The 21,722-nt window shown below is 58.3% G+C and carries 21 protein-coding genes; 16 read left to right on the top strand and 5 right to left on the bottom strand.

The window, feature by feature from the left end:
- The first annotated feature begins 11 nt into the window (after positions 1-11).
- The 7 genes from QIT27_RS12300 to QIT27_RS12270 all read left to right on the top strand — a co-directional run bounded on the left by QIT27_RS12300 (position 12) and on the right by QIT27_RS12270 (position 6,783).
- Positions 12-1,184, top strand: coding sequence for an ABC transporter substrate-binding protein (locus QIT27_RS12300; protein ID WP_285263995.1), 1,173 nt, complete (start codon positions 12-14; stop codon positions 1,182-1,184).
- A 64-nt stretch (positions 1,185-1,248) separates the two neighbouring features.
- Positions 1,249-2,109, top strand: coding sequence for a branched-chain amino acid ABC transporter permease (locus tag QIT27_RS12295; protein WP_285263994.1), 861 nt, complete (start codon positions 1,249-1,251; stop codon positions 2,107-2,109).
- A gap of 12 nt (positions 2,110-2,121) precedes the next feature.
- Entirely contained in the window at positions 2,122-3,177 is a 1,056-nt protein-coding gene (locus QIT27_RS12290) for a branched-chain amino acid ABC transporter permease (RefSeq protein WP_285263993.1), read from the top strand.
- 2 nt (positions 3,178-3,179) lie between these two features.
- Entirely contained in the window at positions 3,180-3,947 is a 768-nt protein-coding gene (locus QIT27_RS12285; protein ID WP_285263992.1) for an ABC transporter ATP-binding protein, read from the top strand.
- Entirely contained in the window at positions 3,944-4,675 is a 732-nt protein-coding gene (locus QIT27_RS12280) for an ABC transporter ATP-binding protein (RefSeq protein ID WP_285263991.1), read from the top strand. The genes QIT27_RS12285 and QIT27_RS12280 overlap by 4 nt, the downstream gene beginning before the upstream one ends.
- Before the next feature lie 79 nt (positions 4,676-4,754).
- The gene (locus QIT27_RS12275; protein ID WP_285263990.1) at positions 4,755-5,942 is read left to right on the top strand and encodes a benzoate/H(+) symporter BenE family transporter; all 1,188 of its coding nucleotides are present in this window, start codon (positions 4,755-4,757) and stop codon (positions 5,940-5,942) included.
- Positions 5,943-5,979: 37 nt separating this feature from the next.
- Positions 5,980-6,783, top strand: coding sequence for a universal stress protein (locus QIT27_RS12270; RefSeq protein WP_285263989.1), 804 nt, complete (start codon positions 5,980-5,982; stop codon positions 6,781-6,783).
- 20 nt (positions 6,784-6,803) lie between these two features.
- On the opposite strand, the gene QIT27_RS12265 is transcribed toward QIT27_RS12270, so the two are convergent.
- Positions 6,804-7,706: a LysR family transcriptional regulator gene (locus tag QIT27_RS12265; RefSeq protein WP_285263988.1), complete on the bottom strand. Its 903-nt coding sequence runs from the start codon at positions 7,704-7,706 to the stop codon at positions 6,804-6,806.
- A gap of 322 nt (positions 7,707-8,028) precedes the next feature.
- On the opposite strand from QIT27_RS12265, the gene mscL reads away from it, so the two are divergent.
- The gene (mscL, locus tag QIT27_RS12260) at positions 8,029-8,520 is read left to right on the top strand and encodes a large conductance mechanosensitive channel protein MscL (protein ID WP_159343554.1); all 492 of its coding nucleotides are present in this window, start codon (positions 8,029-8,031) and stop codon (positions 8,518-8,520) included.
- A 57-nt stretch (positions 8,521-8,577) separates the two neighbouring features.
- Here mscL and QIT27_RS12255 read toward each other — a convergent pair whose 3' ends face one another.
- From QIT27_RS12255 to hemC, 4 genes are read right to left on the bottom strand one after another with little or no spacing between them, the layout of a single operon-like run.
- Positions 8,578-9,840, bottom strand: a complete 1,263-nt coding sequence (locus QIT27_RS12255; protein ID WP_159343553.1) for a heme biosynthesis HemY N-terminal domain-containing protein — start codon at positions 9,838-9,840, stop codon at positions 8,578-8,580.
- Positions 9,837-11,285 (bottom strand): uroporphyrinogen-III C-methyltransferase, encoded by a 1,449-nt coding sequence (locus tag QIT27_RS12250; RefSeq protein WP_285263987.1) that lies wholly within the window; start codon positions 11,283-11,285, stop codon positions 9,837-9,839. Before QIT27_RS12250 ends, QIT27_RS12255 begins: the two co-directional genes overlap by 4 nt.
- 43 nt (positions 11,286-11,328) lie before the next feature.
- The gene (locus QIT27_RS12245) at positions 11,329-12,081 is read right to left on the bottom strand and encodes a uroporphyrinogen-III synthase (RefSeq protein ID WP_285263986.1); all 753 of its coding nucleotides are present in this window, start codon (positions 12,079-12,081) and stop codon (positions 11,329-11,331) included.
- Complete coding sequence (hemC, locus tag QIT27_RS12240; protein WP_253018649.1) at positions 12,078-13,022, bottom strand: hydroxymethylbilane synthase; 945 nt, start codon at positions 13,020-13,022, stop codon at positions 12,078-12,080. The genes QIT27_RS12245 and hemC overlap by 4 nt, the downstream gene beginning before the upstream one ends.
- A gap of 138 nt (positions 13,023-13,160) precedes the next feature.
- Between hemC and QIT27_RS12235 the strand changes: the two genes are divergently transcribed.
- The 8 genes from QIT27_RS12235 to QIT27_RS12200 all read left to right on the top strand — a co-directional run bounded on the left by QIT27_RS12235 (position 13,161) and on the right by QIT27_RS12200 (position 21,717).
- The gene (locus tag QIT27_RS12235) at positions 13,161-15,605 is read left to right on the top strand and encodes a sensor domain-containing protein (RefSeq protein WP_285263985.1); all 2,445 of its coding nucleotides are present in this window, start codon (positions 13,161-13,163) and stop codon (positions 15,603-15,605) included.
- A gap of 96 nt (positions 15,606-15,701) precedes the next feature.
- Complete coding sequence (gene argH, locus QIT27_RS12230; protein WP_159343549.1) at positions 15,702-17,105, top strand: argininosuccinate lyase; 1,404 nt, start codon at positions 15,702-15,704, stop codon at positions 17,103-17,105.
- The gene (lptM, locus tag QIT27_RS12225; protein WP_159343548.1) at positions 17,102-17,230 is read left to right on the top strand and encodes an LPS translocon maturation chaperone LptM; all 129 of its coding nucleotides are present in this window, start codon (positions 17,102-17,104) and stop codon (positions 17,228-17,230) included. Before argH ends, lptM begins: the two co-directional genes overlap by 4 nt.
- Positions 17,230-18,501 (top strand): diaminopimelate decarboxylase, encoded by a 1,272-nt coding sequence (lysA, locus tag QIT27_RS12220; protein WP_253018643.1) that lies wholly within the window; start codon positions 17,230-17,232, stop codon positions 18,499-18,501. The genes lptM and lysA overlap by 1 nt, the downstream gene beginning before the upstream one ends.
- Positions 18,501-19,334 carry a diaminopimelate epimerase gene (gene dapF, locus QIT27_RS12215; RefSeq protein ID WP_285263984.1) on the top strand — a complete coding sequence of 278 codons (834 nt, stop codon included), beginning with the start codon at positions 18,501-18,503 and terminating at the stop codon, positions 19,332-19,334. The genes lysA and dapF overlap by 1 nt, the downstream gene beginning before the upstream one ends.
- Before the next feature lie 16 nt (positions 19,335-19,350).
- Positions 19,351-20,076, top strand: a complete 726-nt coding sequence (locus QIT27_RS12210; protein WP_285263983.1) for a DUF484 family protein — start codon at positions 19,351-19,353, stop codon at positions 20,074-20,076.
- Positions 20,069-20,983: a tyrosine recombinase XerC gene (locus tag QIT27_RS12205; protein ID WP_285263982.1), complete on the top strand. Its 915-nt coding sequence runs from the start codon at positions 20,069-20,071 to the stop codon at positions 20,981-20,983. The genes QIT27_RS12210 and QIT27_RS12205 overlap by 8 nt, the downstream gene beginning before the upstream one ends.
- Positions 20,980-21,717, top strand: coding sequence for an HAD family hydrolase (locus tag QIT27_RS12200; RefSeq protein WP_285263981.1), 738 nt, complete (start codon positions 20,980-20,982; stop codon positions 21,715-21,717). The genes QIT27_RS12205 and QIT27_RS12200 overlap by 4 nt, the downstream gene beginning before the upstream one ends.
- Positions 21,718-21,722 lie beyond the last annotated feature (5 nt).

Genomic DNA, 21,722 nt, shown 5'->3' with positions numbered 1-21,722 from the left:
GTGAAAATATAATGAAAACATTTAAAAAGACCTCCCTAGCTACGCTCCTTAGTGCCACTGCAATGCTTTCAGCAGGCGGTGCCTTCGCCAATGAAGATCCGGTGAAACTTGGCTTGATGCTTCCTTATTCAGGTACCTACACCGCCCTCGGAGAGGCCATCACTAATGGGTTGAAATTGGCCATTGAGGAAGAAGGCGGTCAGTTGGGCGGCCGCGATGTGGAATACATTGAGCTAGATTCTGAAGCTGATCCCTCTAAAGCGCCTCAAAACATGAGTCGTTTGGTCAATGGTGACGATGTGGATTTCGTTATTGGGCCCGTTCACTCGGGTGTTGCCATGGGCATGCTTCGAGTGGCCAAACAGACCGGTGCCATCACCATCATTCCTAATGCGGGGTTGGGAGCTGCTACTAATGAGCTATGCATGCCAAACGTGTTCCGTACCTCGTTCAGCATGTGGCAAGACAGCTACCCTATGGGCAAAGTGGCTTACGATCAAGGGCATCGCAAGATTGTAACTATTACCTGGGATTACGCTGGAGGCAAGGAGGATCTGGCAGGCTTTGAAGAGGCATTTACCGCTGAAGGTGGTGAAATCGTTGAGCAAATTTTAGTGCCATTCCCCAGCACCGAATTCCAGAGTTACTTGACGCAGATTGCCAGCCTTCAGCCGGATGCAGTATACACCTTCTTTGCGGGAGGCGGTGGTGTCAGCTTCGTAAGGGATTACGCGGCGGCGGGACTGAATGAAAGCATTCCTCTACTAGGGTCCGGCTTTCTTACCGAGGGCAATCTAGAAGCTCTTGGCGATGCGGGTGAAGGGGTTATGACCACGCTTCACTACGCAGAAACTCTAGAAAATGATGCGAACCGCTCGTTTTTGGCCGCCTACGAAGAAGCTTACGGTGAAGCGCCGGATACTTATGCAGTGCAAGGCTACGATACCGGCATGATGTTAGCCCAGGCGCTTAATGTGCTGGGCGGTGACATTTCAGACCGTGAGCGATTAATCGAGGTCTTGGCGGATGTACAGTTAGCCAGTCCGCGAGGTCCGTTGAGCTTTTCGGACTCTCACCATCCTATCCAGAATGTTTATCTCCGTGAGATTCGTGACGGCAAACATGAGGTCGTCAGCATCGCTGCCGAGAATCTAGAAGTGCCTGACGACGCCTGTCAGATGTAACGGCATTTCGTAATGCATGGGAGCGGGGCAATCCCGCTTCCCCTTTTATGCTCGGAGGGGTCTCATGGATCTCGCATTCTTTGGTGTCCAACTGCTGAATGGACTCCAGTATGGGTTGCTGCTGTTTTTAATTGCCAGTGGGTTAACGCTGATTTTTGGAATCATGGGCATTATCAATTTGGCCCATGGTGCCATGTATATGATCGGTGCCTATTTGGTGTATGACCTGACCATGCGCTTCGGCAATTTCTGGTTGGCCATCTTAGTGGCTATCCCCATTGCCATTGCATTAGGTTTAGTCATTGAGAGGCTGTTCCTCGACACGCTTTATAAACGTGACCATTTGTACCAGGTACTGCTGACCTTTGGCTTGATTTTAGTGCTCAACGAGGCCCAGAGAATCATCTGGGGAGGCGATGTACATCGTGTACCGGTACCTGCGCCGTTCGACGTGAGTATTCAATTGACCGACAGCCTGCAGTATTCGGTTTATCGGCTTTTTGTCATGGGGGTTTGCCTGGCGTTGGCAGGGATCATTTACGGTGTTATTCGCCATACCCGCTTAGGCATCATTATTCGGGCCGGTGCTGTTAACCGCGACATGGTAGAAGGGCTCGGCATCAATGTGCGCACGCTGTTCACGCTTATCTTTAGTGTGGGTGTGGCGCTGACCGCCTTTGCTGGCATGATTGCCGCCCCTCTCACCTCAATTGCGCCCGGCATGGGTGACAGCATATTGATCACCTGCTTCGTGGTCGTGGTCATCGGTGGGATTGGTTCCATCAAAGGCGCCTTCTGGGGTGCCATCATTATTGGCATGGCCACCACCTTTGGCGCAGTGCTTATCCCTAGTCTCGCCAGCATGGTGATTTATCTAATTATGGCAGCGGTTCTATTGGTGAAACCGCGCGGTCTTTTCGCGTGAGGAGAAAAAGCAATGTTACATAGATACCCCAAGCGCGTTGCCTACATCATGCTAATACTGACGGCGTTAGTGGCTACTTTTCCTCTTTGGGGCGAGACGGTCTTCGGCAATCAGGCCAATTTCATGCTAGAGAAGCTGACCTTGATGCTAATCCTTGCGCTGTTTGCCATGAGTCTCGATCTGCTCGTAGGCATCGTGGGCCTAGTGAGTTTGGGACACGCACTCTTTTTCGGATTAGGCGCTTACACACTTGCCCTCGCCAGTCCTGACTTTAGCCCAGCCTCCATGTGGTGGATGCTGCCCCTGGTCATCGGCGTTTCTGCATGCGTTGGGCTCATCGTCGGCCTTTTGGTTATTCGCACCAAAGGCATCTTCTTCATCATGACTACTTTGGCGTTCGGCCAGATGCTTTACTACTTCATTAGTACTTCCCAGTTTGCGGGTGGAACCGACGGCGTCTTTATTATGTTCCGACCCAGCCTCGCAATAGGCGATACCACGCTGGTGGACCTGGATAACCCTTATAGCTTCTTTTACTTCTGCCTGGGAATGCTTCTGGTCGGGTATCTCTTTTTACGCTGGCTGACCCGCTCCTACTTCGGTCAGGTGCTAGACGGTATTCATGATAACGAGCACCGCATGCAGGCCCTGGGTTATTCAACCAGTGGTTATAAGCTGATCGCCTTTGTGATTGCTGGGGTCATGGCCTCGATTGCCGGAATGTTGGCGGCGATGCAGTACGGGTTTGCCAACCCAGCTCAGCTTGGCTGGCACACTTCCGGTGAAGTGTTAATGATGCTGATTTTAGGCGGCATGGGCACCATATTTGGCCCCATTTTAGGCGCTTTCGCGTATGAAATACTGCTGTTCGTCTATGAGCACGCCACGACACATTGGCCCATCTTGATGGGGTTGACCATCATCGCGGCAGTGCTGGTGCTACCGCGTGGTGTAGCCGGCCTGATTATTGCGCCTCCCTGGGGAAGCAAGAGCAGCAAAACGCCCCATGACACGACGGAGAAAGCGGTAGCCTCCGCTCAGCCCGTGACGCAGAGTAAGGTGGACTAGCCATGAGTAATGACATCGTATTAGCCACCCAGGGGCTGACGCGTCGTTTTGGCGGTCTAGTCGCTGTCAACGACGTTGACTTTGATGTGAAAGCCCACGAAATACATGCCATTTTGGGTCCTAACGGCGCCGGAAAAAGCACTTTGATCAATTTGCTCTCCGGCGAGATACCTCCGTCGGAAGGCCAAGTGCTCTATCGGCAGAAACAAATACAAGGCAAAAGTGCTCGCCAAATTGCGCGCCTGGGCATTGGTCGCAGCCATCAGAAGACCAATATCTTCCCCCGCCTTACGTGCCTGCAAAACTGTGAGCTAGCAGCGCGTATTCATCTGGGCGGTGTGTTTGGCAGTTGGCGTTCTCGTCATACGGCGCAGCAGGTGAGCGAGCGCGCCCAAGAGGTGCTGGAAACCTGTCAATTGAACCATCGGGCACACACGATTGCCTCGGACATGAGCTACGGTGAGCAACGCCAGCTCCAAATTGCCATGGTGCTAGCGACAGCACCGTCTTTGATGCTGCTGGATGAGCCGATGGCAGGCATGGGGCGTGAAGAGACTGCCCAGGTCACGGAGCTGCTCGCCAGTTTAAAGGATCGCTATACCTTGGTGTTGATTGAGCACGATATGGACTCAGTGTTCCGTTTGGCCGATCGCATCACTGTAATGGTCGATGGCTGTGTACTGGAGAGCGGCCCAACGGAACAGATACGTACAAGTGAGAAAGTTCGTGATGTCTACCTGGGACGCCATGATGAGGGGGCAACCGCATGACCACAAACGCCACAGAGACGCCCTTAATTGATGCCCGAGGGCTGCATACCTATTACGGTGAAAGTCATGTTTTGCATGGTGTGGATTTGGTCTTAATGCCAGGTGAAACACTTAGCCTTCTTGGGCGTAACGGCATGGGCAAGACCACCACGCTGAAATCGATTCTCGGCTTTGTACCACCACGCCGTGGGGAAGTCTTTATCAAGGGGGTCTCAACTGCGAAGCGTCGTCCCTGGCAGCTAATGCGTCAAGGGATTGGATACGTGCCGGAAGGGCGTGGGATATTCCCCGGTATCAGCGTGCGTGAGCACCTCATCATGGCGGCGCGCCCTAATGAGCGGGGAGAGACGCTCTGGACTATGGAGCGGGTTTTGGACACGTTTCCGCGCCTAGGGCAACGGATTAATCATGATGGAGCGCTGTTGTCTGGTGGAGAACAGCAGATGCTCTCGATTGGTCGTGCGCTGACGACAAACCCCGATCTGATGATCCTTGATGAAGCCACCGAAGGCTTGGCACCACTGATACGTGATGAAATCTGGAAGATTATTCGCGCCATCAAGACTACGGGGATCTCGACAATCATCGTTGACAAAAATATCGATAACTTGCTGGAAGTGGCTGAAAAGCACTTGCTGCTAGTAAAAGGCGAAGTGAAGTACAGCGGTGATTCACAGGGACTAAGAGATAACCCAGAGCTTTTGGAAACGCACCTAGGCGTTGCGTAATGAAAAGCCTGGCAAGTCTGTACTTGCCAGGCCATTAACATTGGGTAGTAACACTTAATCGCTTTGGGATACTTCTAGTATGCAATTACACAAGGACTGGTCGGTTCCCGCGGTCACCGCAGGCTTCGTGGCCGTTCTGGTCTCGTACTCCGGCCCACTGGCTATTTTTTTTCAAGCCGCTCAGAGTGCTGACATTTCGAACACTATGATGACCTCTTGGGTTTGGGCCATTTCGATTGGAGCTGCCATCTCGGGTATCTTGCTGAGTTTTTGGTTGAAAGTGCCCGTCGTCACTGCGTGGTCTGCTCCGGGAACTGCATTGTTGGTGACACTGTTTCCGGGTCTGTCGCTCAATGAGGCGATAGGCGCTTATCTAACGGCAGCCATCATCATATTCGTGATCGGCGTAACAGGCTCGTTTGATCGAATTATCCAGCTGATTCCTCCTGGAATTGCCAGTGCCATGATGGCGGGCATCTTGTTTCAATTTGGTATCGGTATTTTCGTGTCATTAAACAATGTGCCCGCATTGGCGATTGGGATGATTATCGCTTATCTGGTTTTTAAACGTCTGACGCCCCGCTACAGCTTGGTATGCCTATTGATTGTAGGTGTCGTTCTAGCGGTTTTTCTGGAGGGGGCGAGCCTGAAGGGCGTGGGGTTCCAGTTAGCGCAGCCGCAATTTATTCAACCGGACTGGACATGGCATGCGACCCTTAGCCTAGCGATACCGCTGGTGCTTGTCAGCCTAACGGGGCAGTTCCTACCGGGCATGGCGATATTGCGTACCTCGGGCTACTCAACGCCCGCCAAGCCAATTGTCACCTTGACCAGTATCACTTCGCTGTTAACGGCTTTTTTTGGCGGTATTACCACGGTTATCGCTGCAATTACCGCCGCAATATGCACCAGTAAAGAGGCGCATGAAGACCCTGATAAGCGTTACGTTGCTGGCGTCGCGAACGGTGTATTTTATCTGGTGGGCGGTATTTTTGCAGGCACTATTGTGGCGCTGTTTACTTCATTGCCGAATGAGTTTGTTGCAGTACTGGCGGGCCTCGCGTTGATTGGCGCTATCAGCAGCAATATAAGTGCCTTCGCCGCCGAAAAGAGCCACTTGGAAGCTTCTGTGATGACGTTCGTTGCCACGGCATCCGGCGTTAGCTTTTTGGGGCTTGGCTCGGCCTTCTGGGGCGTTGTTGTAGGAGGGCTGGCGTATAACATACTGCATCGGCGCTTTTCGTCATTAAACAAAAACACGCAATAGCAATAAGGATGGCTTAAGCAGTCACTGGAGAATAACGATGGATACGATTGTAGTGGCTATTGATGATAGTACAGACTCTTTCAAGTCGGTGGAGTTTGGTAGGCGCCTCGCGTCGCAGCTTGGCGTAGAGGTGAAGGCAATCTCAGTGGTGCCCGAGCAAGAGGCTGTCACCTCATGTTCGGCGATGCTGAAAGCACGCCTTGAGGCACACCGTTTCGATAATATTGCGCTTGAGGTGGTCGCTAATCACAGCGTCAAAGACTACTTGGGGGAGCTAGCAAATCGCGAGGATATTGGGGTATGCATGATGGCGTATGGGCGCCGCCCCGTACCGGAGATGCTGATCGGTAGCGTCACCGCCGGTGTGGTTCGGCGTTCTCGACGGCCAATTTTTTTGTGTGGGCCTCGTTATAATGGCCGTGCTCACCAGCAAGTTGACGTATTAGCTGTTTGTGTTGATGGATCTGCGCTCTCTGAAAAAATGTTGCCCTATGCCGCCGTGCTGGCAAAGCGATTAAGTGCGCGCTTACAGCTTTTACAAGTTATCAATACTTCAACTGTTAGAAAACCAACGTCGTTAGACCGCACCGACGTCTCAGAGTCGGCTTATTTATCTGGGTTGGCACGCCGTGTTGAAAGCGAGCAAGCGCTTGAGGTTGACTGGGAAGTTCTCCATGGCGACCCAGCAGATTCTATCGTCAATTACTTAGCAGATAGTCACAACACCATGCTGGCCATGACAACCCATGGCCGAAGTGGTCTTTCTCAAGTGGTTGCGGGAAGCGTAAGCCATGAAGTCGTTCATGAAGCGCCATGCCCGGTTGCTGTGCTTCGTCCATAGAGCTGTTAGCGATCCCGAGGCTACGGATATCGGCCTGTGCGCCGGTTTTCAACAAGCACATCTAAGATGGCATTGGCTTTTTGCATGAGTGGAGACGGTTTTTCGCCACGACGACGGCTGCAAATAACGGGCGATGTGATGCTGCTGTCCGCCAAATATACATAGGTGATGCCGTCTCTCTGCACGCGTTTGACCTGCTCTGGTACGAGCGTAATGCCAATGCCAGAAGCGACGAGGCTGAGCGCAGTTTGCACCTCATTTGCTTCTTGAAAAACCTGAACTTTTAATCCCCGTCTACGAAATATGCCAAGTACCATGTCCGCTAAGCTCGGGCGCGGTTTGGCGGGAAAGAGAATGAGGGGGTAGCATGCAAGCTCTTCACAGCTGGGGGTTGTTCCTTCGAGTGGGTGCCCGCTGGGCAAAGCCGCAATGATGGGTTCATCAAAAAGGATATCCTGTTCCACATCGGGATCGTCGATCCTTATACGGCCAAACCCCATATCGATACGCCCGGCTTTCAAAGCTTGAATTTGCTGTACCGTCGTCAGCTCAGCTAGCGATAGCTCGACATTGTCCATTTGTCTTAAATCACGCACGAGCGTGGGCAGCTGCCCATAGAAAACCGAAGGCACAAAGCCAATTCCAAATAGCTGACGTTTATGGCGCGCCATATGGCGAGTAGCCTCAACCGTTACATCGACTTTTTCTAATATTTGTATGGCGTGTTGTTGGAAGAAAATGCCTGAAGGGGTAAGTTGCAGTCCTCGCGAGCTGCGCTCAAAAAGATCAGTACCTACTTCTTGCTCCAACTGCTTGATCTGACGAGAAAGTGGAGGCTGAGACATGTGTAGGCGTTCGGCAGCGCACGTGAAGTTTAGCTCTTCAGCAACAACGCAGAAGTATCTGAGGTGCCGTAGTTCCATGATACCTCCAGGGTATACTTATCTTTTTTATGATATTGAAGCTATTTTTATAAGAGTATGAATACATAGATGTTATTTAAAATTAGACTGGATCTACTTTGCATACCTTAAAAGTATAGGTTATCAGTTTTTCTAAAAGGATCGTCTACTACTTTAGATAAATACAAAAGATAACTATTCATATGAATGTTGGTGATGATCTCTCGCAGTTAATCCGATCTTCATTCCTTTAGCCCTTGCCGCACTTTTAACCGTGGCCCATTCTTCTCTCAGGGCAACTTAGCCCTTGGCGTTTCATTGGCTTGGTGAGGTTAAACGGCGTATGGCTAAATTTTTTCGGGAATTCCGCGAGTTTGCTGTTAAGGGCAACGTCATTGATATGGCGGTGGGTATCATCATTGGCGGAGCGTTTACGCTGATCGTGCAAAGCCTCGTCAAAGACGTGATGAACCCGCTGATTGGCCTGTTGGTGGGTGGGATCGATTTTTCGAATCTGTTTGTTGTATTGCGGGAAGGCGTGGCGGGAGCGCCCTATGCCACCTTGGCGGAAGCTCAAGCGGCGGGGGCGGTGACGCTGAACGTGGGGCTGTTTATCAACGCGGTAGTGAGCTTCTCCATCGTCGCGTTCGTGGTGTTTTTGCTGGTGCGTACCATCAACCGCTTAAAGCGTGAAGAGGCGGTGGCACCGGCAGACCCAACCGAAAAGCCCTGCCCGTACTGTTTTATGGTGGTGCCGATCAAGGCCGTCCGCTGTGGTCACTGTACGTCTGAGCTGCAGACAGCGGCCCCAGAGAAGCCTGCCGAGAGCGTGTAGCGAAGCGTCATAAAAAAAGGGTGCCCGTGGGCACCCTTTTTGCGTTACAGAAGGCGGTTACGCCGTCTTTTTCGCTGCTTTCTTATCGCTTTGCGTGCTGTCACTGGCATCGCTGGGTTGGGGCAGCGATGGCAGAGATTTGGCGAGCATATCCACACTGTGACGATAGTAGAGCTGGCTCTTGTTGTGCTCGCCTAGGCTTGCGTAGAGGCGGGCAAGCTCGGCACACACTTCGCCATTGGGGCGCTGGCGCTGGCTGGCTTCAAAGTACTCCAGCGCTTTTTCCCACTGCCCTACGCGCAGCGACAGGCGGCCACAGGCGAGCAGCAGTTCGGGGTCGTTGGGGCGCTCTTGCAGCCACTTTTCGGCCTTGGCCAGCTGGCGAGCGGCATCCACGTTGAGCAGACCGTAGCGCTTGACCAAGCGGGCGTCCCAGTGGTTATCCAGCGAGTGGTTCAGCAAACGCTCGGCAATCGGCTCTTCGTTGGCGTGTAGCAGTGCCTCGGTATAGAGCACGATCAGCTCGGTATTGCCGCGCAGGTAGTCGGGCATATCCGCCCACAGCCCGCGAACCCGTTCGATATTGGTAGGGTTCTTCGCTTCGAAGATGATCAGCTCGCGATACGCTTTGAACTCCAGCTGTTCGCGCTCCTGCTGCGTAATGAGCTTCTGCGCGGCCAAGCGTGGAATCAGGCGACGCAGGCCTTCCCAATCGTTGACGCTCAGGTGTACCTGCTTCAGAAGCTTCAGTACCTGAGGATGATTGGTGAGCTGCTTATCCAGGCGATTGAGAATCGCCAGGGCCTCTTCCGGCTGCTGACGGTCGATCATCAGCTGCGCCTGCATCAAGCCAATGGCGGTATCCGCACCGTCGGTGGTCAGCTGGGCCTGGTTCAGATGCTCTTGAGACTTCTCGTGGTGGCCCTGGTAGTGAGCGGCCAACGCGGCCGATAGGTAGTTCACCAGCGGCGTGCTGGAGTCGTCGGCGGCGCGCACCAAGGTTTTCTCCGCTTTCTTCCAGCGGCCTTCGGTGAGTGCCACCAAGCCGCGCACGGTGCGTTTCATGGCGCGACGGTTACGGGCACGGCTGTTCCAGGTGCGAAAGCGACCCACTGGGCGAATAATGCCGGTGAGCAGGCGCAGCGCGAAGTGCAGCACAATAAAGGCACCCAGCAGCAGCACCAGACCAAACCAGAACGAGGTTTGAACCGACGTGTCACCGACCCGAATCAGCCAGTAGCCGGGCACCGACATCATCAGGTGCCCGAAGAGTGCGCCAACCGCAAGGCCCGCAACAATTAGCAGGATGAGTTTTCTCATGCATCACCTCCATCCTGACGGCGCGACTCGAAGCGATTGTCGATGAAGCTGGCCAGCGCTTGTTGAGAGGCGCTGATGTCCGGCAGCTCAGGCTGTACCTGAACCTGCTTCAACTCTTGCAGACGGGCAATCACGCTCTGGGTCTCTTCACGCTCGGTGTCGTAGTAGCCGTTCAGCAGTTCCAGAGCTTTGTCGATGCTCGCTTCGTACAGCTCCGGCTCCTCTTTGAGCAGCGCTAGCTGAGACTGCTCAAGAATCAGGCGCAGGCTCTGGCGCAGGTAGGACTCTTGTTCAGGAGTGATCAGCGCTTCCAGTGCTTCATCGTGCTGACGAATGACGACGAGGTCTTTGAGCTCTTCACCGAACCGGGCAAGCTGGCGCTGGAACGTGCCGGTAGGCGGCTGTTCGATGCTCGACGTCACGGCGCGCTCTTCGATTTCTTGAGACAGACGTAGGCCTGCCACGCGCTCTTGCTGGGCATTCAGGGCCAAGTAAATACCGGTGCGGTCCACTTGAGGCACGGCATCCAGCGCGGCGAGCTCGTTGGCAATCTCGCGACGCACGGGCGTCAGTGCCGGGTTATCCGCATCGGCCAACCGGGCATCGGCAGTGCGCAGTAGGGCGGCAGCACCCTCTACGTCACCTTCCAGCTGTAGGCGCTGATTCGCCAAGCGCAGCAGGTAGGCGGCTTCGGCGTGGAGCCAGTCGCGCTCGTCGGTGTCCTGCTCTTGAGAAAGCTGTGCCAGTACGTCGTCCAGCGTGCCGTTCACTTCGCTGCGGTAGCTATCCAGCTCGCTACGCAGCTCGCTCATGGTGCTGTCTAGTGCCTGGCTACGTTCGGCTTCGCCTTCATCGATACGTGTTTCAAGCTCGCTGACGGCTTGCTGGGAGGCGCTGTTTTGCGCTTGCTGTGCCAGCTCATCCAAGCGCTGCTGCTGACTATCCAGGCGCTGCCATCCTTGCCAAGCGACCAGCCCCAGGGCGAGTGCCAGGATAATCACCAGGGCAAGGGCTACGCCGCCACCTTTGCTGCCACCACCACCGGTAGAAGTGGGCGGCGTCGGTTTGCCTGTGCTGCCCGTAGCGGATGTGTTGCCACTTTTAGCAGATGTGGACGCTGCAGGCGTAGCTGTGGCAGTCGGTTTGGTATCTGCTGCCGTCGCTTTGGTATCGTTAGGGGCGCTTGTCTGTTTAGAGGCGCTTTCCTGAGCGGGGCTGGACGTGGTTGCACTGGCGCTGGATGCGCTCGTGTGGGAATTAGTCGGGCCACCTTTGTTACGGCGGCGCGAGCGGCTATTTTTGGCCGCGTAAGACGAGGAGGCGCTGCCAGCAGTCGACTCGCTTTTCGCCGAGGAGGCCGCAGTATCGCTCGACGGCGTGCTCGCTTGGGATGCATCGGCAGACGTGTTGTTGACGCCTTCCTGCTCGTTTGGTTGTTTGCTCATCTGTCGCTAGCCCTTATTAAGTTCCTTGATCGACATCGGCACCCTATGGGTTGCAGGACCGATCCAACGCGGCCACCAGCGCAGCCGGCGTTGCTCCCGACGCCACCTTGAGGTCACAAAAACCCAGTTTACCGGCCAGTGTAGCTAAACGGTGACTGGAAACGATTAGCGGTTGGTTCAACGCTGCTGGACCACACCATTTTGCCAGATATTCAAGCAGTTCGCCGCTGGTGACGATCAGCGCCCGGTAGTCGCCACTGTGTAGGCGCTCGCGCAGGGCGGGGGGCGGCGGCTGATACGTTCGCCGGTAGACCGCCAAACGAGTCACCTGGGCGCCGCGTGCCGCCAGGGTGTCGGCGATTAGCGTACGACCCCCTTCGCCTGCCACCAGCAGTACGCGCTGGTGCGTCAACTGGCGAAGCGATGCCAGCGAGAGCAGCGCTTCACTGGTGTCCTCCCCCTGTTGGGGCGGAGGAATACGCACCCGCACCCCAAGCTGATCGGACAGTATGCTGGCAGTGCCCCGTCCAACGCTATAGTAATCAATCCCGACGGGGAGCTGGGGCCAGTAGCGATCCAGCGCCTCGCTCAAACAGTGCGCAGCGAAGGGGCTGACCACCACTATCTTATGGTACTGATCAATATCCAACCAGACTTGGCGCTGGGCGGCCTCTTCAGGCAGCGCCTCCAGGCGCATCATGTCAAGCGGCTCCACCCAGCCATGGCGTTCGCGTAAGGCATCCGCCAGGGCTTGCCCCCGCTCTCCGGGGCGGCAAATCAGTACCGGTTGGTTCATACGTGGCGGCCGTACACCTCGGCCAGGATATCGCCAGCGCCTTGATCCAGCAGCTCTTCGGCAATCCGAATACCGAGCGCTTCCGGCTCGTGGATAGAGCCACGGCCTTCGGCGCGCAGCACTTCCGTGCCTTCGGGGTTACCGACAAGCCCGCGTAGCCACAGGGTGTCGTTGGCTTTATCCAGAATGGCATGCCCGGCAATGGGCACTTGGCAGCCGCCTTCCAGGCGGGTATTCATGGCGCGCTCGGCGCGCACGCGGGTGGCGGTGTCCTGGTCGTCCAAGGGTGCCAGCAGCGCAATCAGCTCGGGGTCGTGCAGGCGGCACTCGATGCCCAGCGCGCCTTGGCCACAGGCAGGCAGGCAGATTTCGGGAGGCAGCGCTTGCGCGATCCGTGCGTCGAGACCCAAACGCTGCAGGCCGGAGGTCGCCAGGATAATGGCATCGAATTCGCCGTCGTCGAGCTTGCCAAGACGGGTTTGTACGTTACCGCGTAGGTTGAGAATCTGGAGATCCGGGCGTGCTTCGCGCATTTGCAGGCCACGGCGCAGGCTGGCGGTGCCGATACGTGCACCTTCGGGCAGCTCGTCGATACTGTTATAGTGATTGGACACAAACGCATCGGTGGGATCTGCCCCTTCCAAAATCACCGAGAGCCCCAAGCCTTCTGGAAAGTGCATCGGCACGTCTTTCATCGAATGCACGGCAATGTCGGCGCGCCCATCCAGCATGGCGTCTTCGAGCTCCTTGACGAATAGCCCTTTCCCGCCAATTTTGGAGAGAGGCGTATCGAGAATTTTGTCACCTTTGGTGGAGAGGGGGACAAGCTCAACTTCCAGACCGCTATGTGCCGCCATCAAGCGGTCGCGGACGTACTCGGCCTGCCACATGGCCAACTGACTTTTACGCGTGGCGATGCGCAATTTAGTGATGGATGACACCTGATTCTCCCTTTGCCGCTGACACGGCGCGTCGAACTGTGATAATTCTCATCATAAAGCACCCAGCCACACAGTAAAAATAACCGGCCATATTTAAGGCCAGCATTGAATGCGTTGAACGCCTATTTAGGAAACGCCATGCCCCTCGCTGAACCGCAAGGCAAGCTCGACCAGTTCTTCCTGCTCTCGCAGGATTTGTTCTGTTGCATTGACTTTGCGGGTACGCTGCTCAGCGTCAACCCCACCTTCGAGACGCTGCTCGGCTACTCAGCGGACGCCCTCCTGGGAAAGCCGTGCGGTGTCGTGATCGAGACGCGTGATCATCCCGTGATCGAAGCGGCGCTGGCAAGCTTGTGCCGCGGGGAGAAGGTCAGTGCTTTCGACGTGTGCGCGCTGACGTTAGACGGTAAGCGGGTTTGGTTGGAAGTGTCGGCCTCCGCCGGTGATCGGGTGATCTACGTCATCGCGCGGGACATTACCCGGCGCAAAGCGGTGGAAAAGCAGCTTAGGCGCAACCAGCGCCTGTTTCGCATTGCCGGTGAAACGGCGCATATCGGCGGTTGGTATCTGGACATGGCGGTGGGGCTGCCCATCTGGTCCGAGGAGGTGTGCCGTCTGCACGATATGCCGGTGGGGCATCAGCCTACTTTGGAAGAAGCCATTGGGTTTTACACTCCCAGCGCGCGGCCGCGTCTGCAAGCCGTCTTCTCCGCCTGCTGCGAGCAGGGGGTAAGCTTCGATGAAGAGTTCGAAATCATTACCCAGCGAGGACGGCGGCGCTGGGTGCGGGTGATTGGCCGTGCCGTGCGCGATGAGCTGGGGCAGATTATTCAGGTGCAGGGGTCGACCCAAGACATCACTGAACGCAAAGACACCGAGCGGCAGCTGACGCTGTTGGAGCGCAGCGTGGAGTCCAGCACCAACGGGGTGGTGATCGTGGATGCCCAGCGCCCCGATTTGCCCATGGTCTACGTCAATGCCGCGTTCGAGCGCATTACCGGGTACTCCCGCGAGGATGCTCTGGGTCGCAACTGCCGCTTTTTACAGGGCACCGATACCGACCCCGCTACCCTGGCGCAGCTGCGTGAGGGCATCAAAGCGCAGCGCGATGTCCACGTGGTGATTCGTAACTATCGCCGCAGCGGCGCTCCTTTCTGGAACGACCTCTATATTTCACCAGTGCGCGATGAGGGGGGCGTCGTGACGCACTTCATCGGCGCGCAAAACGACATTACCGCCCAGCGAGAGTACCAGGCTCAGCTGAGTCATAACGCCAACCACGACGCGCTGACCGGGCTGCCCAACCGGCTCATGCTCGACCAGCGTCTCGATCAAGGCTGCTTGCTGGCCCGGCGCTATCACCGGTACTTGGCCGTACTGTTCATCGATCTGGATGACTTCAAACCGATCAACGACACCCTGGGCCATGAAGTGGGCGACTATATCCTGCGCGACGTCGCCAAGCGCCTGGAGGAAGAGCTGCGCCCTTGGGATACCGTAGCGCGCTTTGGAGGCGACGAATTCATCGTGCTGCTGCCGGACTTGGCCCACGAAGATGACGTGCTGCAGGTGGTCGAGCGGCTGCTGGCGAGAGTGTCGGCCCCCTATTGGTATCGTGGTAGCGAGCTACGCATTACCGCCAGTATCGGCATCGCCACCGACGATGGGACGATTCAAGCGCCCCGCCAACTGATTCAACAAGCCGATCTTGCCATGTATAAAGCCAAGCGGCGGGGGCGTAACACCTTCCAGTGGTACACCGACGAGCTGAACCGCAAGGTGACCGAACGGGTCAATCTGCGCCACGCGCTGCAGCAGGCCATCGAACAGCAGCAGTTCGAGCTTCATTACCAGCCGCAGATACATCACAGCGGTCGCGTCGCCGGGGTCGAAGCGCTCATTCGGTGGCACCACCCCGAGCGTGGCAACATTCCGCCGGGTCAGTTCATTGCTCTGGCCGAGGATACCGGTCAAATCATCCCGATCAGTGAGTGGGTGCTGGAAACGGCCTGTCGTGACGCGGTCGCGCTCAACGCACAAAGCGCGGCACCCATGACCATGGCGATCAACGTGTCGCCCATGCAGTTTCAGCGTCCGGGCTTTTTGGATTCCGTACAGCAGGTGCTGGCGCGCAGCGGTTTACCGCCGGCCTTGTTGGAGTTGGAGCTGACCGAAGGCGTGTTGATGGATAGTGCCGAGCACACCATTCAAGCCCTGCAAGCGCTGCGCCAGCTGGGCGTTCACATCGCGCTCGACGACTTCGGCACCGGCTTCTCCAGCCTGAGTTACCTGAAACGACTGCCGATCAACAAGCTGAAAGTCGACCGTTCGTTCGTGCGCGACGTGGCCACGGACTCCCGCGACGCGGCCATTGTCGAGGGCGTGGTCACCATGGCCGACAAGCTGGGGCTGGAGGTGCTCGTCGAAGGCATCGAAACCGCCGAACAGTTTCATCACCTGCGCACTCTGCAGTGTGACCACTTCCAGGGCTACTACTTCGCCCGCCCGATGTCGCTGAGCGCGCTTCGGCACTTTTTGGAGTCGCCGGTGGACACCACCAGCCCCGCCGCCCCGACCTCGTAAGGGGCGCGATCGCAAATGGCATGCCGCTCCACGCAGTGACTCTGGTACACTTTCTCTTAACGACTCCATTAGATTTGTCAGCAGGATATCTCACCGATGAGCCAAGCTACGAACCAGTCTTGGGGCGGTCGCTTCAGCGAGCCCACCGATGCCTTTGTTGCGCGCTTTACCGCGTCTGTGACCTTCGACCAGCGCCTGGCGCGCCAGGATATTCAGGGCTCGATCGCCCACGCCACCATGCTGGCGCGAGTGGGCGTGCTGACCGACGACGAGCGTGATGCCATCATCAACGGCTTGACCGAGATCCAGGGCGAAATCGAGCGGGGCGAGTTCAACTGGTCGGTGCCGCTGGAAGACGTGCACATGAACATCGAAGCACGCCTGACCGACAAAATCGGCATTACCGGCAAGAAGCTGCACACCGGTCGCTCGCGCAACGACCAAGTCGCGACCGACATTCGCCTGTTCATGCGCGATGAGATCGACGTGATCGAAGCGGAGCTGACACGCCTGCGCGACGGCATGATCGAACTTGCCGAACGCGAAGCCGACACCATCATGCCGGGCTTCACCCATCTGCAAACCGCCCAGCCGGTCACTTTTGGCCATCATCTGCTGGCGTGGCAAGAGATGCTGGCCCGTGACCACGAGCGCCTGCTGGATTGCCGCAAGCGTGTGAACGTGATGCCGCTGGGTGCCGCCGCCCTGGCGGGCACGACGTACCCCATCGACCGCCACGTAACCGCCGAGTTGCTCGGCTTCGACCGCCCGGCGGAAAACTCGCTGGATGCGGTGTCGGATCGCGACTTCGCCATCGAATTCACCAGCTTTGCCAGCATTCTGCTCATGCACCTGTCGCGCATGAGCGAAGAGCTGGTGCTGTGGACCAGCGCCCAGTTCGATTTCATCGACCTGCCCGACCGCTTCTGCACCGGCTCCTCCATCATGCCGCAGAAGAAGAACCCCGACGTGCCCGAGTTGGTGCGTGGTAAAACCGGCCGCGTGTATGGCCATCTCATGGCGCTGCTGACGCTGATGAAGTCGCAGCCGCTGGCCTACAACAAGGACAACCAGGAAGACAAAGAGCCGCTGTTCGACGCCGTCGACACCGTGCGCGACTGTCTGAAAGCCTTTGCGGACATGGTGCCTGCCATCGAGCCGAAGAAAGAGAGCATGTACGAAGCGGCGCGTCGCGGCTTCTCCACCGCGACCGATCTGGCGGATTACCTGGTGCGTAAAGGCGTGGCCTTCCGCGATGCCCATGAAATCGTTGGTTTGTCAGTCGCCTACGGCCTGAAAACCAAGAAAGACCTCTCTGAAATGACGCTGGAAGAGCTTCAGCAGTTCTCCGATATCATCGCGCAGGACGTCTTTGACGTACTGACCCTGGAGGGCTCGGTGGCCGCCCGTAACCATATTGGCGGCACCGCGCCTGACCAAGTGCGCGCGGCGGCCAGCCGTGCCCGTGAAGCGCTGGCGGCGCTCAAGGGTACGTCATGATGCGTCACGCGATCACACTTAGCGCGCTGCTGCTGGCCGCGCTGCTACTCGTCGGCTGTGGCCAGAAAGGGCCACTCTATTTGCCTGATGACACATCCGATTCGGCCGCCGAGCAGGAGGGGTAATGGATCACTTTAACTACCGCGACGGCGTGCTCTACGCCGAGGACGTACCGTTAACGCAGCTGGCGGATAAGCTGGGGACACCCTGCTACGTCTACTCCAAAGCGACCCTGGAGCGCCACTTTCGTGCCTACACCGAAGCGCTTGGCGGCCACCCGCACCTGATTTGCTACGCGGTGAAAGCCAACTCGAACCTGGCCGTGCTGGGCCTGTTGGCGCGCCTAGGGGCCGGGTTCGACATCGTCTCCGTGGGCGAGCTGGAGCGAGTGCTCAAAGCCGGTGGTGACCCCGCCAAAGTGGTGTTTTCTGGCGTCGCCAAGCAGCCCCAGGAGATGGCGCGTGCGCTGGAGGTCGGCATCAAATGCTTCAACGTCGAGTCGCGCCCGGAACTCGAGCGCTTGAACGCCGTGGCGGGCGAGCTGGGGAAAGTCGCTCCGGTCTCGCTGCGCGTCAATCCCGACGTGGATGCGGGGACCCACCCGTACATTTCCACCGGTTTGAAGGACAACAAGTTCGGTATTCCGGTGGACGAGGCGCTGGAGGTGTACCAGCTGGCCGCTAGCCTGCCCAACCTGCGGGTGACCGGACTTGACTGCCACATCGGCTCGCAGCTCACCGAAACCGCGCCGTTCCTGGATGCCCTGGAGCGCCTGCTGGTGCTGATGGAGCGCCTACGTGAGCGCGGCATCGAGATCGACCATCTGGATTTGGGTGGCGGCTTAGGCGTCCCCTACCGGGACGAGAAGCCACCCCAGCCCTTCGATTACGCCAGCCAACTATTGGCGCGCCTCTCCCGCTGGGAAGGCGGTGAACAGCTCACGCTGCTGTTCGAGCCGGGCCGCTCCATTGCGGCCAACGCCGGATTGATGCTCACCCGGGTAGAGTTCTTGAAACCCGGCGAGACCAAGAACTTCGCCATCGTCGATGCGGCCATGAACGACCTGATTCGTCCGGCACTTTATCAAGCGTGGCAGGCCATCGTGCCGGTGGATACCCGCCAAGTACGGAATACCGCCACCTACGACGTGGTCGGCCCTGTGTGTGAAACCGGCGACTTCCTGGGCAAAGAGCGCGAGCTTGCTATCGCCGAAGGCGACCTGTTGGCGGTGCGCTCGGCCGGGGCGTATGGCTTCGTCATGGCCTCGAACTACAATAGCCGCCCGCGCCCGCCGGAGGTGATGGTGGATGGTGACACCTACCACGTGGTGCGCGCTCGGGAAACGCTGGAAAGCCTGTGGGCCGGCGAGGCGCTGCTGCCGGAAGGGGCACGCTGATGCTGCTGCACTTCACCAAAATGCACGGCCTGGGCAACGACTTCATGGTGGTGGACCTGGTCACCCAGCGGGCGCGCCTGCGGGACGAGCAGATCCGCCAGCTGGCGGACCGGCGCTTTGGCATTGGCTTTGACCAACTGCTGATCGTCGAGCCGCCCCGCGATCCGGACATGGACTTTCGCTACCGCATCTATAACGCCGACGGCAGCGAAGTAGAAAACTGCGGTAACGGCGCGCGCTGCTTTGCCCGCTTCGTGCGTGACCAGCGCCTGACCCACAAGCATGAAATCCATGTGGAAACCGCCGGTGGCCCGTTGGTGCTCAACGTGCAGCACGACGGCATGGTGCGGGTGGACATGGGCAGGCCGCGCTTCAACCCGGCCACGCTGCCCTTCGACGCGCCGGGGGACCAGCCGCTGCACGAGGTAGAGGTCGAAGGCGACACGCTACAGCTTGGCGTGGTCTCTATGGGCAATCCGCATGCTGTTCTCCAGGTCGAAAGCGTGGAGAGCGCGCCGGTGGAACGCTTAGGGCCGCTGTTGGAGTCGCATCCTCGGTTTCCCAAGCGGGTCAACGTCGGCTTCATGCAGGTGGTCTCGCCCAGCGAGATTCGTCTGCGGGTGTTCGAGCGTGGCAGCGGTGAAACTCTGGCCTGTGGCACGGGCGCCTGTGCGGCGGTGGCCAGCGGTATTCGCCAAGGGCTGTTAAAAAGTCCGGTGAAAGTCCATTTGCCCGGCGGCGAGTTAAGCATCGAGTGGCCGGATCCCGAGGCGTCGCTGGTCATGGTAGGCCCCGCGACGCGGGTATTTGACGGTCGGGTATCACTCAACTAATTCGAGGAGAACGGCGATGTCTCAAGCTCCTGAGCCGCGCAAAACGCTCGATCCGGATCAAGTGGCGTTTTGGCTGGCCCGTCACCCCGACTTTTTTATTGGCCGTGAAGGGCTGCTGCAGCAGCTCAAAGTCCCGCATCCCCATATCGATGGCGCGGTATCGCTGCTGGAGCGGCTGGTGATCGACCTGCGTCAGCGAGCCGAAACAGCAGAAGGGCGGCTTGAGCATCTGTTGGAAACCGCACGCCATAACGAAGCTCAGTACCGTCGCCTGCGGGAAACGCTGCTCAGCCTGGTCGAAGCGGAAGATCGCGATGCGCTGGCCCAGGCGCTGGCGACGCAGTTGAGCGAGCGTTTCCAAACCCCGGCAATGGCCTTATGGTGCCCCGCTGCGTTGAGCGATGCCGAGCCGACGCCGCCTCAGCCGCCGCGCCATATTCTCGATCAGCACGCCAGCGCCCGCCTAGCGGCGCTGCTGGATGGCCGTACCAGCCGCTGCGCCAAGCTGAGCGTCAGCGACTGGAAGTGCCTGCTGCCCCACACCAAGGCGCCCCGCAAGGCAGGCTCCTGTGCGATCACACGGCTCTCGGCTGGCGAGCAACTGGGCTATTTACTGCTCGCCAGCCCCGCCCCCGAGTGCTATCGCGCCAGTATGGACACGCTGTTTACCGAGTACCTGGGCGATATCGTCGCCCGACTGCTGCTGCGGTTAGGGCCGCATGGTGCGGAGCACCATGGGTAGCCCAGAGACCCTGGTAGACGCCGTGGCGGGCTATTTAGCGACACTGGCCAGCCACGCGAGCCCCGCGACGGTTGCGGCCTATCGTCAGGATTTATCCGCGTTCTGTCAGTTTGCCGAACAGCGAGGTGTGATCCAGGCCAGCGCGCTGGACACGGCGCTGGCAAGGGCTTTCCTTGGTGCCGAGCGTAGCCGGGGGCTGTCGCCGCGCAGCTTGGCCCGCCGTCGCGCAGCGCTATCGCGCTTTGCCGACGCGCTGGTACGGGATCAGGTGTTGATGGATAACCCGATCCGTTTGCTGCGCACCCCCAAACAGCCCAGCCATCTGCCAAAACCGTTGGATGTGGATGCGCTGGCACGCTTTCTCGATATGCCCCACGACGGCTCGCCGCTCTCGCTTCGTGACCAGGCCATGCTGGAGCTGTTCTACTCCAGCGGTCTGCGTTTGGCCGAGCTGGCGGCGTTGGACGTGAGCCAGTTGGCGGCCAACCATGTGCGGGTGATGGGGAAAGGCAGCAAACCTCGCCAGGTGCCCGTAGGGCGACGCGCCCAGCAGGCACTCACCGCGTGGCTCACCTGCCGGGCCAGTTTGGCGGCCAGCGCTGAAACGGCGCTCTTCGTCGGTCAACGGGGGCAGCGGTTGGGGCATCGAGCAATCCAGAAGCGCCTAGCGCAGCTCTCGGTGGTGCGCGGCCTACCGGAGCACCTTCATCCCCACCGCCTGCGCCACTCCTTCGCCAGCCATTTGCTGGAATCCAGTCAGGATCTGCGCGCCGTGCAGGAGCTGCTGGGCCACGCCAATTTATCCACGACCCAGGTGTACACGCGTCTGGATTGGCAGCATCTCGCCGAAAGCTACGATGCCGCCCACCCGCGCGCCAAGCGCCGCCCGAGTGAGAGTGAATCATGATCACGTTAGACGCCATCACCTTTGATCTGGACGACACCCTGTGGGACAACCAGGGGGTGATGCTGAAAACCGAAGAGGGGCACTACCGCTGGTTGCTGGACGCGCTCACGGCATGGCGGTCGGCGCGTCAGGAGGCACCGCTGCCGCTTACCTACGAGGCGGGGGTGGCGGACTACTTGCAGCGTCGCCAACAGTGGGCCAGCCAAGTACCGGAGCGGCGTGGCGACTTTACCTGGCTTCGGCTGCGGGCGCTGGAGGACCAGCTCGAAGCGAGCGGCCTGCCGCGCAGCGCCGCGCTCTTATGGGCTGCCGCCGCCATGAACGAGTTCCACCGCCTGCGCGTGCAGGTCACTCCGCACCCGGAAGCGGCCGGGCTGCTGTCGGCGCTGGCCGAGCGCTATCGGCTCGCGGCGATCACCAACGGCAACATTCATCTCAAGCGTCAGCCATTGGCGTCCCACTTTCCGGTAGCGATTGCCGCCGGAGAGCTGCTGGCTCCCAAACCTGACCCCAAGCCTTTTCTCACCGCGTTGGAGCGGCTGAAGACCGTACCGCAGCGCGCCATGCACGTGGGCGACTCCTGGGCAGAAGACGTGCTTCCCGCCCAGCAGCTCGGTATGCACGCCGCCTGGGTGGCCGATCGCGGCGATCACGCACTGCCCGAGCGCGTTCATCGCATTGCCCACGTCAAAGAGCTACCCGAGCTGATTGCGTGGCTGGAACGGCGGGCTTAGCCCCG

It is taken from the genome of Halomonas sp. LC1 (genome assembly GCF_030247125.1).
Classification (GTDB): Bacteria; Pseudomonadota; Gammaproteobacteria; order Pseudomonadales; family Halomonadaceae; genus Vreelandella.
This window is presented reverse-complemented; position numbering and strand designations above follow the sequence as displayed.